This window comes from Capsulimonas corticalis (assembly GCF_003574315.2).
GTDB lineage: Bacteria > Armatimonadota > Armatimonadia > Armatimonadales > Capsulimonadaceae > Capsulimonas > Capsulimonas corticalis.
Map to the genome: position 1 here is coordinate 7,056,337 of NZ_AP025739.1, position 13,339 is coordinate 7,069,675.

14 protein-coding genes are annotated in these 13,339 nt (G+C 57.5%); 3 read left to right on the forward strand and 11 right to left on the reverse strand.

The window, feature by feature from the left end; translation table 11 throughout:
- Positions 1-281: 281 nt before the first annotated feature.
- The gene (locus D5261_RS30740) at positions 282-1,763 is read left to right on the forward strand and encodes a ThiF family adenylyltransferase (RefSeq protein ID WP_119321597.1); all 1,482 of its coding nucleotides are present in this window, start codon (positions 282-284) and stop codon (positions 1,761-1,763) included.
- A 395-nt stretch (positions 1,764-2,158) separates the two neighbouring features.
- Here the strand turns inward: D5261_RS30740 and D5261_RS30745 are convergent, their stop codons facing one another.
- The 3 genes from D5261_RS30745 to D5261_RS30755 all read right to left on the reverse strand — a co-directional run bounded on the left by D5261_RS30745 (position 2,159) and on the right by D5261_RS30755 (position 3,505).
- Positions 2,159-2,302 carry a hypothetical protein gene (locus D5261_RS30745; protein WP_165864215.1) on the reverse strand — a complete coding sequence of 48 codons (144 nt, stop codon included), beginning with the start codon at positions 2,300-2,302 and terminating at the stop codon, positions 2,159-2,161.
- Between the two features lie 93 nt (positions 2,303-2,395).
- On the reverse strand, positions 2,396-3,319 hold the full coding sequence (locus D5261_RS30750) for a sulfite exporter TauE/SafE family protein (protein ID WP_119321598.1): 924 nt from the start codon (positions 3,317-3,319) through the stop codon (positions 2,396-2,398).
- A gap of 12 nt (positions 3,320-3,331) precedes the next feature.
- The gene (locus tag D5261_RS30755; RefSeq protein ID WP_165864216.1) at positions 3,332-3,505 is read right to left on the reverse strand and encodes a hypothetical protein; all 174 of its coding nucleotides are present in this window, start codon (positions 3,503-3,505) and stop codon (positions 3,332-3,334) included.
- Positions 3,506-3,622: 117 nt separating this feature from the next.
- On the opposite strand from D5261_RS30755, the gene D5261_RS30760 reads away from it, so the two are divergent.
- The gene (locus tag D5261_RS30760; protein ID WP_125205994.1) at positions 3,623-3,943 is read left to right on the forward strand and encodes an ArsR/SmtB family transcription factor; all 321 of its coding nucleotides are present in this window, start codon (positions 3,623-3,625) and stop codon (positions 3,941-3,943) included.
- Between the two features lie 228 nt (positions 3,944-4,171).
- Positions 4,172-4,489, forward strand: a complete 318-nt coding sequence (locus D5261_RS30765) for a rhodanese-like domain-containing protein (RefSeq protein WP_245992535.1) — start codon at positions 4,172-4,174, stop codon at positions 4,487-4,489.
- Between the two features lie 126 nt (positions 4,490-4,615).
- Here the strand turns inward: D5261_RS30765 and D5261_RS30770 are convergent, their stop codons facing one another.
- From D5261_RS30770 to D5261_RS30805, 8 genes are all read right to left on the reverse strand, one after another.
- The gene (locus tag D5261_RS30770; RefSeq protein ID WP_125205995.1) at positions 4,616-5,848 is read right to left on the reverse strand and encodes a hypothetical protein; all 1,233 of its coding nucleotides are present in this window, start codon (positions 5,846-5,848) and stop codon (positions 4,616-4,618) included.
- Between the two features lie 106 nt (positions 5,849-5,954).
- Positions 5,955-6,773, reverse strand: a complete 819-nt coding sequence (locus D5261_RS30775) for a DUF1223 domain-containing protein (RefSeq protein WP_165864218.1) — start codon at positions 6,771-6,773, stop codon at positions 5,955-5,957.
- Positions 6,774-6,810: 37 nt separating this feature from the next.
- Positions 6,811-7,425: a sigma-70 family RNA polymerase sigma factor gene (locus D5261_RS30780; RefSeq protein ID WP_119321603.1), complete on the reverse strand. Its 615-nt coding sequence runs from the start codon at positions 7,423-7,425 to the stop codon at positions 6,811-6,813.
- Between the two features lie 67 nt (positions 7,426-7,492).
- The gene (locus D5261_RS30785) at positions 7,493-7,804 is read right to left on the reverse strand and encodes a hypothetical protein (protein WP_119321604.1); all 312 of its coding nucleotides are present in this window, start codon (positions 7,802-7,804) and stop codon (positions 7,493-7,495) included.
- A 134-nt stretch (positions 7,805-7,938) separates the two neighbouring features.
- A complete protein-coding gene (locus D5261_RS30790; protein ID WP_125205996.1) occupies positions 7,939-9,468 on the reverse strand; it encodes a sensor histidine kinase in 1,530 nt (509 codons plus the stop codon).
- 1 nt (position 9,469) lies between these two features.
- Positions 9,470-10,207: a response regulator transcription factor gene (locus D5261_RS30795; RefSeq protein WP_119321606.1), complete on the reverse strand. Its 738-nt coding sequence runs from the start codon at positions 10,205-10,207 to the stop codon at positions 9,470-9,472.
- A 193-nt stretch (positions 10,208-10,400) separates the two neighbouring features.
- The gene (locus D5261_RS30800) at positions 10,401-12,794 is read right to left on the reverse strand and encodes a glycoside hydrolase family 15 protein (protein ID WP_119321607.1); all 2,394 of its coding nucleotides are present in this window, start codon (positions 12,792-12,794) and stop codon (positions 10,401-10,403) included.
- Positions 12,787-13,299, reverse strand: a complete 513-nt coding sequence (locus tag D5261_RS30805; RefSeq protein WP_119321608.1) for a vitamin K epoxide reductase family protein — start codon at positions 13,297-13,299, stop codon at positions 12,787-12,789. The genes D5261_RS30800 and D5261_RS30805 overlap by 8 nt, the downstream gene beginning before the upstream one ends.
- Between the last annotated feature and the right edge of the window lie 40 nt (positions 13,300-13,339).

A 13,339-nucleotide genomic window follows, 5' to 3' on the forward strand; every position in this document is an offset into this window, starting at 1 on the left:
ATCGAGCGCTTAGCCCAGATACATACGCACGACGGAGATTGGGTTAATCATTCTGGCAAGGACAGTTCTCAGGCCTACTCACAAATGCCAGGCGCTTTGTCGATCGTGCTGCCACGACATGGGCGTGAGGCTCCTATGCCGAGCGAATCAGGGATACACATCCGTGAGGAGCATGGATGGCGGCGTCTTGATACCGACGAGGTAGACGCGACGTTTTTGATCATTCCATCAGTTCTCGACTTTCGCAGTCCCGAATCTTTGGCATCTGAGGAGACAATCACATGGAGCGAGTATCGAGCCGCCACGAAGGCGATGCTAGCGGGATTCTTTCACCGTTTTCTGAAGTTACCCCGGTAGATGTTACCGTCGAAATTGAGCCTGAGTTTGCTAACCAAGCGAGCGTTCAACACACAGCATGGATGATCGTCAATTTGTTAGCCAGGCTGGAAGGCGTGGTAGCTCGTGTAGGCATTCTCGCTGACGAGCAGGTGTTCCAAGCCGGACGTATTGTTCCGCTTGGAACGCCATCCACAAACTTCATGGAAGCCCTCCTAAGAGGAGCCGCAGCAATTGGGGTAGTACCCGTCAGTGACGGCAAGCTGCCAGACAGTGTGTGCATATCAGTAGGACCTGGATCAGCCAATGGAGCGTGGCTCCGAGCACATGGAAACGGCTGGACGGGTGGTATAGCTCCAGGTGTATATGAAGGCGCTGCGGATTCACCGCTGCCGTTCGGCCCCTACATTTCTGCATGTATGGCGGTGGCTGAAGTTTTCAAGCTGGTTCGTATGAGCCCTGAGATGCGAAGCGAGATTCAGCATGTGACTTACAGCGCCTGGGAACACACAGTCGGCGCTGCAACCGATAGCGGCCCGTCCGTTATCGGAGACCTCCAAATCGACTGCACATTAGCTGGCGTGGGAGCAGTTGGAAGCGCCTGGCTCCATGCCATCTGGGCGCTCGATTGCCTGACCGGGCAAGTCATATTATCCGACAACGACCAGAAAGGCGTTGATGTAACCAACATCAATCGATACAGTTTCTTTGGTAAAACCTCAATAGGCCAGCCCAAAGCAACGGAAGCTGCTCGCACAGCCTCAGCCTCACCTATCGTTTGGCTTCCGAATGACGTTGGCATCGAGCGTATCTCCGCTCGTCATGGCTTGCTCGTATCAGCAGTTGATCGGAATTCAGTCCGCCAGGCTATTCAGTGTCTATATCCTGATCGCATTCTATCTGGCTCTACAAACGACCTTCGCGCTGAAATCATGCGGTGCGGCCCTCCAGGTGTTGGAGCATGCCTAGGGTGCTTTAACCCGTTGGAAACAGCCGCCCCCGATTCCGAGATGCAGGCCCAACTACGACAGGATCCGGAGTTAGCCTTAGAGGTATCAAAGAGCCTCCATATCTCAGTAGCTGAAGTTCACGCATGGGCTCAAAATGCAACTTGTGGTGAAACAGGCGACCGGATTTTGGGATATTTACGTCATGCCGACGATGGCCCCGATCGCTTCGCAGTCGGATTCGTCTCAGTGATGGCCGGTGCTTTATTGGCGGCAGAAACCATTAAAGAACTGCTCCATAGCCCTCTGCCGCTAAACGATATAAGAAATCGCGCAACGTTTCAATTCGTGACGCCGGCCTCGCCTTGGAATGGCTCAAAACCCTACCGTAGAGAGGAGCAATGCACGCTATGTGCGCCTGGCACCGACGCACATCGTATCTGGACCAAGCGATTTCAAAGCCACGCCCCCAGAGGTTAACAGAAGATAGGAAAGAAGCGAGGAGTAGAAAGCATTCGCCTCCTACCTCTCCATCTAAATGCATTGGCCTCTGGATTGATCTCAAGCATCTAGGCATACAAGCAATGCTGCTCAACGCCATGGCTGTATAATAGGGCGACCAGGACAATCCAAAAGCCACCATCACCCTAGAGCGTATCTAGGATTTTAGGTATTGGCAAAATTGCCGCAGCCAAAGACAAGATGCCATGACCGCATACGAGCGTCAACAAAACGACATAGCAGTATGTCAGAGGCGTTCTCAATGTAATGAGGTTAGACAATTATTCTCGTTGATAATCTTATCCATTCCCTCACACACCCCGCAAGCCACGCAGCAACCCCGCCGCCGTCTCCAGCGTCTCGGGATTCTTACATTAGCAAAACCGCACTTTCATCCGCCCGAGTTTGTGATCGCTATTGAAGCTGCCGCCGGGGACGACGGCGACGCCGTGGTTTTCGATGAGCCAGTGGGCGAATGCGATGTCGTTGTCCCAGCCGAGGCCGGCGATGTCGGTCATGATGTAGTAGGCTCCGTGCGGGTCATAGACTCAGCCGGGTGTTCTGTACAGTTAAAGCAACCCGCATTGAGGTCCGAAATCGCACCTCCCTTTTCACCGCACGAGCCGGAGCAGATCCCACCCAATCATAATCACCGTTCCTGCAACAAGAATGGCGAACAGAAGACGCAGCACGCGATTTGCCAAGTAATGCGTAGTAAGCGCTCCAAGTTGCGCGCCTATGGAAGAGCCAATCAGGATTGCCATGGCCAGCTTCAAACTTACGTACCCATGGAGCGCCTGTTCCACGGTTCCGAGGGCAACCGTCACGAACAGCAGCAGCACGCCGGTGCCTGCGGCGTTGCGTACGGAAAGGCCAATTCCGTAGAGCAAAATGGGCATGAACAGAACGCCGCCACCGATGCCCATCAGGCCCGACGCCAGTCCCAGGACAAACCCGAGATAGCTCAGCATCAGCACGGAGACTTGCGTCAGCTGTACGCCGGGCAGATCGATGTATGGAGGAATGCGTACTTTCGACACGAGCGGGCCAGGAATCGTCAGGTCGCCGCGCGGCGCCGCGTTGCGCGCCTGCCAGGCGTCACGGAATTTATAGAAGGCGGTAAAAGACAGCAGGACGATGAAGAGCAAATCGAGCACGACCTGCACGGCGGGAACGCTTCCTCCGCCGCCGATCCTCCATGAGCCAAGCGACGTCAGGTAGGCAAGCAGCCGAGTGCCGGCGTCGACGCCCATCAAGCTGCCGCCCATCATCACCAAATCGATGCGAGGTTCTCCGCGTTTCATCTGGCGGTATTTGAGAAACGAACTGATAGACGTGCCACACTTCTGCGCCAGCGCCGAACCGACAGCCACGGGAGCAGGAACGCCGAAAACATAGATGAGCATCGGCGTGAGCAGAAAGCCGCCGCCAACGCCGAACATACCCGCGATGTATCCGATCAGCAAACCAACCGCAGCCAGTGCGGGAAGAGAAACGGCGTGACCGATCCCCGCTCCAAGACGAACCAACAGCATCGTCTGGTTTCCTCAAATGTGATAGTCGAGTGGAAGCGTCGGGGCTTCGCCGTCGCGTTCGCTTACGGACGAATGCGGGCTTAACACCCGTCGTTCAATCTTGCTGGAAATCCAGTAGACGATCACCCCCCAGATTGCGGGAACGCAAACGCACAGCGCGGCGTAGGCCAGCAGATTCCATGGCATGAGAATTTTCTCCTCGTCCTCAACATCGCAGATCAATAGCATTGTACCTACGGGCGACGCGGAAAAACTTCTAAGGAATTGTGTATAAACGCCTTAATATAGAGGTATAGCTATATTGTGATAAACAATAAAACACAAGATCAAGAACTCATCGACATGGAAACGCTGGAGCGTGTGGCTCCGATCATTCGCAACGCGGCACATCCGATTCGGCTTCGTATCCTGGACTTTTTGCGGCAGCAGGGGCAGCCATGTACCGTGACACAAATTATGGAGGCGGCGGGCATCGGACAGGCGCTGGTCAGCCAGCAGCTCCGTATCCTCAAGGATCAAGGCGTTCTGTCCGCGCGACGCGAAGGCAATTATATGCGCTATGATATCGCCGACAGCAGCGTCCTTCTTCTGCTCGACTGTATCCGCGAGCATCAAGTCCAATGAGCATTTAGGAGAATTCAAAACAATGGATGTCATAACGCCGCAGGAGGCTCAGGCGAACATACTGGTCGATGGAGCTTCGCTCATCGACGTGCGCGGATTTGACGAGTTTGCGGCGGGACATGCTCCGCAGGCGAAATGTATCCCCCTTGCGGCTTTGGAGCGGCGTGCGGGGAAATCGCAACGGATCGCACGGTGTTTGTTATTTGCCGTTCAGGAAATCGGAGCGCAATGGCGGCGGAGCGTCTGCTCTCTCTGGGAATGGTCAATATCGTCGATGTCCAGGGCGGAATGGCGGCGTGGGAACACGCTGGTCTTCCCGTTGAAAAACAGGAGGCGGCGATGCCGCTGGAGCGGCAAGTACGGATTGTCGCGGGCGCGCTCGTATTTGGCTTCTCTTTGTTAGGGTTCTTTGTTAACTTTACATTTTTCTATGGGTCCGCATTGATCGGTTTTATGCTCGCTTTCACGGGCATTCTGGGGCTTTGCCCGATGATGTCACTCTTAAAACTGATGCCATGGAATCGTGTGTCGATCCTCACAAAATAGTGGTTTTAAGTATAAACTGCGCACATCATGAGTTGAGAGGCATCAATGCTCGCGGTATGGCCAATTACGCTTTGGCGACGAGCATCAATGTCCCTTGATCTGCCGTCATTTTGTCATCAAAGCCAATTACGGGATGTTCTTTGGCTTGGGCGCTTGCGGAGCGAGCGGCTTTTGATCGGTAAAGGCAAGCGCCGGACAGTTGACCACGATATTGGCCGATCCGAGCGGCGAGCCGCCGGGCGCCGTCACCCACCCTTTTTTCGCCAGATGACGAACCTGGTTGGCGTCCATCTGGGCGACGTTCAATTCGCGAGCGACAGCTTGTGGGCTCCACTCACCGACATGGACGTCCCAAAGCGGCGTGTACTGGGCGCGCATCTTAGGATCGCTCAGCGTGGGGAAGTTCTCCAGCACGTTGCGGGCGTCGCCGCCCATGCGCAGCGACTCCATTAGACCGGAGTTGTCCAGGCTGGCGTCTTCGTCGTTGTGGCCGTCGATGATGACATGGTTCAGACCCTGAGCCGGCGGACTGGCTTTATGCGTCTGGCCATTGACGAAGGTAAAGAGGGCGGCGCGCGCCGACATGGACGGGTCCTTGCCTCCGTTGGGTGAAGGGGATGTGTTCAGTCCAGGCGCGAAGTTCGCGCGCTCAATGACGGAAGATCCGGCGTCCGAATCGTCGAAGGAAAGATACAGCACGGGCTCGCCATCGGCGAATCCACGCACGAACAGCAGATCCACGGTCATTTTGTCGGTGTCGATCGCTGTCACGCGGTCCTGAGTATTCTTGTGCGTCTTGACGTCGAACGGCCCATCCCCCGTGGCGACGATGGGGGCGTTGTAGACAACACGACCATTACCGATCTTCACAAATGAGCTGTAATGGATATCGCCCATGCTGCCAGGAGAAGCGCCGAGAGGCGGGAATCCCTTCTCGCTCGGCAAGAGTCGGCGCATCGGCGAGAAATCGGGCTGCCCCGCAAATTCGACTCCCGTTCGTCCTAAAGGCAGAGAGGAGGTCGTCACGGTCTGAACCTGACCGGGGGAATCCAGAAGGTTGGCAATCGGCGGCGCAAAGTTGACGCCGAGATCGCGCGCCGCGCCGGCGTCCGAGACGTCCGTGATGACATACCAGACCGTCTGACCATTGCAGGTTCCCTTGTGCAGCGGCAGAGTTCCCGAATTGTTCATCATGTCCACGTGCAGAGCGCTCGTGATGGTGAAATACTGTTCCGGCAGATAGCGCGGATCTCCCGCCATTGTCACACCGCTCTTGCCGGTCTGGGCGAACCCAGGCTGAGCGGCCGCGAGAGCCAGCAGCGAGCCGGCGACGCAGGTCAATAGTAATCGTTTTTGCATGTCTGATTTCCCTTTGAGTTCTTCTTGAACACCAAAATTATGACGGGCTAAGTTCACACGCATCTCACGCAAAGATCACTTTTCCGTCACGAAGTCTTGAGGTCGATTAGTTTGAGCGGATCGGATCAAGCTTCGTCTCGGCCGCGCCAAGAATGCGCCGGCTGGACTGCTCCTGTACGAAGACCGCCACACGCAGATTTTCGCGACGCCATGCGGCCGGCAGCTTTATGCGGGCGGAGAACGCGGTAGGATGCGCCGCCGCCACGCCTAACAGACGCATCTCACGCACGACCGCGCTATGGGACAGCATGCGCCCCTCGTTTTCACCGCCTGCGACGCTCGATTGTAGATTATCTTCTGTGATCGCCATGATTACCTGGGCGGTATCGCCCGCGCCGACGTCGGGAAGATTATCAACATTTGCCTTGATGTCCGCCGCGTCCGCCGCTCCTGACATCGTGACGCGCACAGTTGCTTTAGGCGATGCAGCGGCGCGGGAGATCGCATGAATCGCCTTGTCCCGATCACTGCCGACAAACTCGACGTCTCCGTCCACGACCATCTGCGGCGTGTACACGCTGTCGCTATGAAATTGCTTAGCATAGCCATTCTGTCGCACGCTAAACGCGTAATTGGAATATCGATCCTTCCAGCCATTGTGGTCCCAGTAGTCGACATGCTCCCCAAGCACGATAATATGCGCTCGGCGAACCGGCTGCTCGCGCTCCAGCCCGGACAAGACTTTGTCCGCGGGCGGACAGCTGGAGCAGCCTTCCGAAGTGAATAGCTCCACGATGACGGGATTCCCTGACGGCGCGGACGCGGCCTGAGTTTGCGCAGGATATACGGACGATCCGGCAGTTAGGCACACAGCGGCCAGGCACACGCATTTTCGCACCTGGGCCGCTGAAATTTGTGTTCGCATGAGTAACTTCCCTTTCGGCTGAGGCATATCCTTGATTTCAGACGGGAACGCGCCGATGCTCCTGGGCGTAATCCCAAAGCAGTGGCCTGAGCAGCAGGCGGGCTCGCGATAGACGAGAACGCACCGTACCGATTGGAACGCCAAGAGACAGAGCAGCTTGCGCGTACTCCTCCCCTTCCAGGTCCACCAGGATCACGCACAGCTTCAGCTTCTCCGGCAGAGCGGTCAGCGCTTGCTCCAAGGGCTCATCCAAGATTCCGGCCATCAGACGGGCGGCGGGCGTATCACTCCGAGATGCTATCTGGGCCATCTCGTTCATCTTGCCGCAGACCGCGCTTGTCCCCAGTCCGGTGCCCGCTTCCCAGCGCCGCCGATGGCGGTAATCGTTGATGTAGAGATTTAGCAGGGTGCGAAAAAGCCAGGCGCGCGCGTTTTGATGTGATTGGAGCTGACCGCGCAAGCATGCCCGGTAGGCGCTCACAAGAGTGTCTTGTACAAAATCTTGCGCGCGGTCTTCATTGCCGTGGCACAAGTGGCGTGCGAAGCGCAAAAGGTCATCCTGCCGCTGCAAGACCAGCCGCGTAAACGCCTCGCGCGCCGGTACTGTGAGGGCATCCAGATCCGTAGTGGGTGTGCTGCTGTTTCTGCTCATGACAGGTTCAATTTGGAAAGGTATGGACGCCGCCTCAGTCCAGAGCCGAAGCGGCGTCTGAGCCAGACTACATCTTGCCGTGGTCCATCATCATCTTGTGCATCATCATTTTCTTGTGCGCCATGGACATGTGGGACATTTTCATCATCATCGCCCTTTTCTCGGAAGGCGACATGGAGGACATATGGTCCATCATCATCTTCTTTTCCGATGAAGACATACCCATCATCATCTTATGCATCATCTTGTCGGACATCTTGCCGTGCATCATTTTCCCATGCGACATCTTACCGTGATGCATCATCGCGCTCTGAGCGACGCCGGCCGATGCGGACAGGACAGCGAGGGCAGCGGTCACTGCGATTAGGCGTAGTTTCATGGTCGTCTCCTTCCCGCCTCACGGCGGGAGCGATATGTGCGGGAAGGTCCCACATCAGTCTCCTTAAGTATGGAAGATTACCCATCACGCGAACGTCACGTCTTTATCACATTTCGGTCACGAGGACGCAGCGTTCAGCCTTGGGCTTTCTCAATTGGCAGATGAAATGTGAAGGCCGTTCCCTGATCGAGAACACTCTCTACCGTAATGCTGCTGCCGTGAAGCTCCAGGATGCGCTTGGCGATCGCAAGCCCAAGGCCGGCGCAGCCCGGCTTCTCAGATTGCCCCGGCGCTCGGTAAAACCGCTCGAAGATGTGGGCGAGGTCCGCAGGAGAGATGCCGCAGCCGGTATCAGTGACACGAACGCCGATGCTTTCCGCTTCCAGAGCGAGGCTGACGGCGACCATACCGCCCTCCGGCGTATATCGCAGAGCGTTCTCCAGAAGGTTCTCCAGCACCCGCTCGATCAGGCCAATGTCCGCGCGCACGAACGGCAGGTTTTCCGGCAGAGAGGCATGAAGCCGAATCTGTTTCTGCTCAGCGGTCAGCTGGTGCTGCTGCACCACGTCCTGCACAAGCTCGCTCAGCGAAAACGCCTCGGAGTTGAGACTGACTTCCCGCGCGTCCAGCTGAGCCAGCTCGAACAGCTCGCCAATTAGCTTCGCCAGCCGGTCACTGTGCCGAATGGCGACTTGCAGATATCCGCGCTGCTCCTCGGGCGTCATCCTCCCTTCCTTCATCAGCAGCGTCTCCAGATAGCCTTGCAGCGCGGCCAGCGGCGTGCGCAGGTCATGGGAGGCGTTGCTGACCATCTCGCGGCGGTGGGTATCCGCCAGGGCCAACTCCTGAATTTGCCCTTGAATACGATCGGACATCTGGAGGCAGACCGTCCCGAGACGGTCGAGCTCGTCGCGCGGAGAAACTATCCCACGCCAAGGAGCGAAGAGGCGAGTAGACTGCACGGAATTGGCTTCGAGGAAGTCCAGATCCCGAAAAGTCTCCATCGCCACTGTTAGACGGCGCAGTCGTTGGGTCAGTAGACGGAAGAGAAACAAACCGGCGACGGAAACGGACGCCAGAAGGACGCCCAGTCCCCATAGACTCGACCGCAGAATGTAACTCCTTCGCAGAAGTCCGGCCACGGAATCATAATGCTGCCCTCCGAGGATCACATAGACGTAGCCTTGGGGAGAATTTGGCGGATGTTGCCCGCTGGCGTAGATCGGGGCGGCTGAGAAGACTTTCCGATCGGCAGACGAGCGCGGGTCGTCGTTCAGAATAGGCAGCCGCACGGACTTCGTCAGGAAGCGCTGAAGTGGCGCGAGAGGCACTCGGTCCCGACGAATATCGCTAGGTGCGCCGGAATACGCCAAAATCGTTCCCCGCGTGTCCAGGAGATAGACATCGATATCCGGGTTAATGACCATCAGATACTTGATCTCGGATCGAGCCTTGCTAAGACGCGCCGGGGCATGGGAGAACAGATTCGTCTCGGTCAAGTGGGCCGCGAGACTTGACGCCAAAGGGCGGTTGAGGTTCTGGGCAACCTCCTGCTGGTAGTTTTGCGTGGTGAACAGCGTCAGCGGGACGGACAGACAGCCGATCAAACACAGTAGAACGAGCAGAATTAGAGTAAGTCGCCCGTGAAGCGTCTTAAGGAGCACGTCAATTGTCTCCCCAGGTATCGCGGGATGCGAATTTGTAGCCGACTCCCCAAGCCGTCAGCAGGTAGTGAGGATGCGCCGAGTTCTTCTCAATCTTCGATCGAAGCCGGTTGATATGGGAGTTGACAGTATGCTCGTACCCTTCGTATCCCATTCCCCAGACCAGATCTAGCAGTTGGGCGCGCGTATAAACGCGTGCGGGATGGCAAGCCAGCAGAAACAGCAAATCGAATTCTTTCGCTGTTAAGTTTACATCCTGGCCTGAGAGAGTGACCTGACGCTTGTCTGCGTCAATGACCAATGGACCGCCTCGAATCACCTTTTCCTCTTCGGGACAGAGATCAGATGATGTACTTCGCGCCTCCATGCGCCGGAGCAGGGCTTTGACCCGAGCGAGCAGTTCCCGGATGCCGAACGGCTTGATGAGATAGTCGTCTGCGCCGATCTCCAATCCCAATACCCGATCCAGCTCGGAGGAACGGGCCGTCAGCATCAAGATAAGAGGATAGCTGGGCTTCGCACGGAGGCGGCGGCAGATCTCCAATCCCTCGACGCCCGGCAGATTTAGGTCGAGGATCGCCAGATCGTAAGCTTTTGTTAAGGCCCGCTCCAAGCCATCGGCTCCATCGTAAGCGATATCCACGTTATAGCCAGCATCTCTCAGATGAAGCTCCACGAGATGCGAGATATCCCGGTCATCCTCGACGATGAGCACATTGGCAGGCGCGGTTTGTTTCATTCTGTTTTCCAAAAATATCGCAAAATCGAAAGTGTCCGGTACATCCCGAGCCTTCGAGAACGGATTGATGCTTCAATAGTATAACCGGTAATTGTCACAGCGAGATCACGAAATCGTCACCTTTTAGTCAGAGACGATGGACCGGATCTTCTGCCGCGCGGGGTTATTTTCCCAGGGTGGTAACCTGAGGAAACTATGCGCTTCCGATGATAACCGTAGTGAAATTTTGCCCTTCCCAGTGATTAGCTTTGCTCCAGCAGAACGTGAAGGCGAGGCTTCCGTCTGTCGCCATATCTCCGGTAGTTAGGTCCGCATAATATACGCCTAAACCGCTATCCGTGGTGGAGACCTCCCGTATTGTTTTCCAAGAATCGGAGCTCCAGCGAATGACTGCGGCGGCTTCTACCTGCACTCGAAGTGTTTTCCCAGCCGGCAGCGACTGCGTTTGCGCATCGAAGGTCCATGGAATGAGCGGCGAAACGACGTGTTCTTTCAGATAGCGCTGAACGGTCTGAGGCGGCATGTCGAAGACTGCCCCGTCGCACAAGGAGCGGACGAGTTTTACGAGTTCGGCGTGCGCCCAGACGAGTGGCATTCCCGATCCCGAAGGAAGGCCATTATATAGTTCGCGCTCCGGGATATCCTCCCCGTCCCAGATCTGTTCCGGCAGCAGGCCGCCGGGGCTCGTTTGACGCGTCATCACATTCAAGAGTCGACGCGCCTCGTCCTCATTCCCCAGAGCCAGCGCGTACTGTGCTCGCTCCCCGGCCAGCAGCGGCCAGCAGCGCCCCACCCCAACGCCTTCGTATGGGCCGCCGCTTCCCGTCTCACCGTATCCGTCGTGCGTGTAGCGGCGCCAGGCCGTCCCGGTCGCCGTTTCCGCTTTGAGCGTCGCGTCGATGACTTGAACCGTGCTGACGATACGCGGATCGTCCGCCGCTCGCAATCCATAACGCACCAGGGACAGGGCGTCTGGACTGACGATGCAATCGGCGGGAAACCGGTTCTCTGACGGCGGCAAGTTCTTGATCTCGACAGATGCGGCGCGGACATCGCCGCTGACGCCGACTTCCGGCGGTGCGATGCGGACGTAGTAGCCGGCCACGCCATTCTCCCTTGCGAGTTCCGTATCCGTGACATAGGTCCAGCGTTCAATGTTCTCGTTCCAGCAGTCGGCGGTTTCGCGCAGGAATGAGGCGCACGGATCGCTCGCCGCGTCAGCGAAGTCGGCGGCCGCCAGCAGCGCGGCGATCGTCACCGCGAGCGTGAACGCCGTGAATCCCGCGTTCTCTTCCCAGCGGTCCATCGGGGTGGACGGGCCGTTCTGAACGAGAAAGGCGGCGGCGGCTCGGATAGCCAGCCAGGGATCCAGCCCGTCCAGCGCGTCATTGCGGCGAAGCATATCGGCAAGCAAAATCGGGAGGGCGGTCTCGTCCAGCTGAACGCCTGTCCATACGCCGGCGCCATTCATATGCATGTTCTGCGGCCAGTGCCCATCCCCTTCCTGAGTCGCCATCAAGTAGAGCATCGTTTCGCGCGCGGCGCGCGGGTTTCCCGCAGCCAGCATCGCGCCCGCCGCCTCCACCTGATCGCGCGGCCAGACGACATGATAACCCGCCAGATCGTTATCGCCATGCGCAAATCCCCAGGGAATGGAAAGACTGGCGATCACGCCGCCCGGAAACCGCTTTCCGTCGTGAACCCGAAGTACGCTGAGGCTGGTGTGATACGCATCGAAGCCGTCTCGCCCAGGCGCCTCCATCGCCAGACATTCTCCGTGGAACTCACGCCATTCGCGGGAATATTCCATCTCGGCGTCCGTGAAGCCAGTCAGCAGCGACGTGCGCGCCTGCTGCCCCGCGCCGCTCCAGTCCTGGTCGAAGCCCAGAGCAAGCACGAACTCGCCGCCACACGTTTCCAGATCGATCTGCCCGGTCAGGGCGATGTTGCCGCCGGACGCGTCTCCGTAAAAATGCATCATCTTTTTATGCGCCTCAATGTCCCGCCAGCCGTCCGATGCGCCGACGTAGCCGCAGGAACGGCCCAGCCACGGAGCGGAGCAGGCCAGGGCGAGCGCAACGCCTCCTCGCCGGGCGAACAGCATCGGGACGCCTTTGTAGTCGCCGGTCCACCCGTCATTCCCCGAACCGCAATTCGCCAAATGCGGCGCCAGCAGCGCGTAGACTTGGTAGTCGGATAGCTCCCCTTTCAGCGCTTCGAATGTCACCTTCTGTAGGAGTACGTCTCTGCGGGGATCCGTGATAATAGTTTTCGTGATGCGGTAACGTCTCTGGCGACAGGTGTTCGTCATTACGTATCCCGGAATTCCCCGTCCGAGCGGCCGGATCGCGTGGTCCGTATCCCGCTTTTCTTCCGAGAAGAAACCGTCCTTATCCGTCACCAGCAGGCCGAAGTCGCGTGTGTTGGCCTGATCCACGGAAGGATGATAGACCTCGTCCACGATCCCGTGCGAAATGGTGAACCAGACGCGGCTGGCGTTCGATAGAGCGGCGCCGACTCCCGATTTGGCGCTGGATGTCCATCGCGGCGCCATGCCAGGTTTACCGGGAGCAATATTGTTATTCATTGGATTTACTTTCTCGAATATGGTCCCATGCCGCGCGGGCTTCGGGCCAGGCCAGAGGCGCCGCCGCGAGTGTCCCAAGTGCGCCGGTAACGCACAAGGCGCAGTAGGCACTGTACTTCACCGGCTGATCGATCAGGAGTTTAATCGCGAACGCCGCATCCGCAATCGCCTTCACGCCCATAAAGAAGGCCGCCAGCGGCAGAGCCTTCGCGCGGTCGGGCGGGCCCATTGCCGCCAGACCAGCGGTGGCGGCATAGGATCCCACGGCGAGCACGGCATCGGGCGTCTGTAGTAACTCATAAGCCTGCGGTGAGCCATTGATCTTGTCCCCGTCCTCGCCAGGCAGGGGAATTTCCGGGACGTGTTTCAGAATGCCCATTTGAAAAAGTGAAATAATCCCCATGACGGCGACGTTGAAAAGAGAGAGGGTGACGATCCACCGACGATTTTTCAGAAATGGCCCATCATCCTCGCGAAGAGCGCGACCTAATTCTTCCGGTGACATAAATTCCCCTTGTCTTTCGATCTTGATCTTGTTTCGACAT

What these genes read in the sequence shown, in the direction of transcription:
- D5261_RS30780 (WP_119321603.1), bottom strand. Translation starts at nt 7,425, where the DNA reads ATGAGCAGAAACAGCAGCACACCCACTACGGATCTGGATGCCCTCACA.
- D5261_RS30755 (WP_165864216.1), bottom strand. Translation starts at nt 3,505, where the DNA reads ATGCCATGGAATCTGCTGGCCTACGCCGCGCTGTGCGTTTGCGTTCCC.
- D5261_RS30750 (WP_119321598.1), bottom strand. Translation starts at nt 3,319, where the DNA reads ATGCTGTTGGTTCGTCTTGGAGCGGGGATCGGTCACGCCGTTTCTCTT.
- D5261_RS30740 (WP_119321597.1), top strand. Translation starts at nt 282, where the DNA reads ATGGAGCGAGTATCGAGCCGCCACGAAGGCGATGCTAGCGGGATTCTT.
- D5261_RS30805 (WP_119321608.1), bottom strand. Translation starts at nt 13,299, where the DNA reads ATGTCACCGGAAGAATTAGGTCGCGCTCTTCGCGAGGATGATGGGCCA.
- D5261_RS30775 (WP_165864218.1), bottom strand. Translation starts at nt 6,773, where the DNA reads ATGCGAACACAAATTTCAGCGGCCCAGGTGCGAAAATGCGTGTGCCTG.
- D5261_RS30785 (WP_119321604.1), bottom strand. Translation starts at nt 7,804, where the DNA reads ATGAAACTACGCCTAATCGCAGTGACCGCTGCCCTCGCTGTCCTGTCC.
- D5261_RS30745 (WP_165864215.1), bottom strand. Translation starts at nt 2,302, where the DNA reads ATGACCGACATCGCCGGCCTCGGCTGGGACAACGACATCGCATTCGCC.
- D5261_RS30770 (WP_125205995.1), bottom strand. Translation starts at nt 5,848, where the DNA reads ATGCAAAAACGATTACTATTGACCTGCGTCGCCGGCTCGCTGCTGGCT.
- D5261_RS30800 (WP_119321607.1), bottom strand. Translation starts at nt 12,794, where the DNA reads ATGAATAACAATATTGCTCCCGGTAAACCTGGCATGGCGCCGCGATGG.
- D5261_RS30765 (WP_245992535.1), top strand. Translation starts at nt 4,172, where the DNA reads ATGGCGGCGGAGCGTCTGCTCTCTCTGGGAATGGTCAATATCGTCGAT.
- D5261_RS30795 (WP_119321606.1), bottom strand. Translation starts at nt 10,207, where the DNA reads ATGAAACAAACCGCGCCTGCCAATGTGCTCATCGTCGAGGATGACCGG.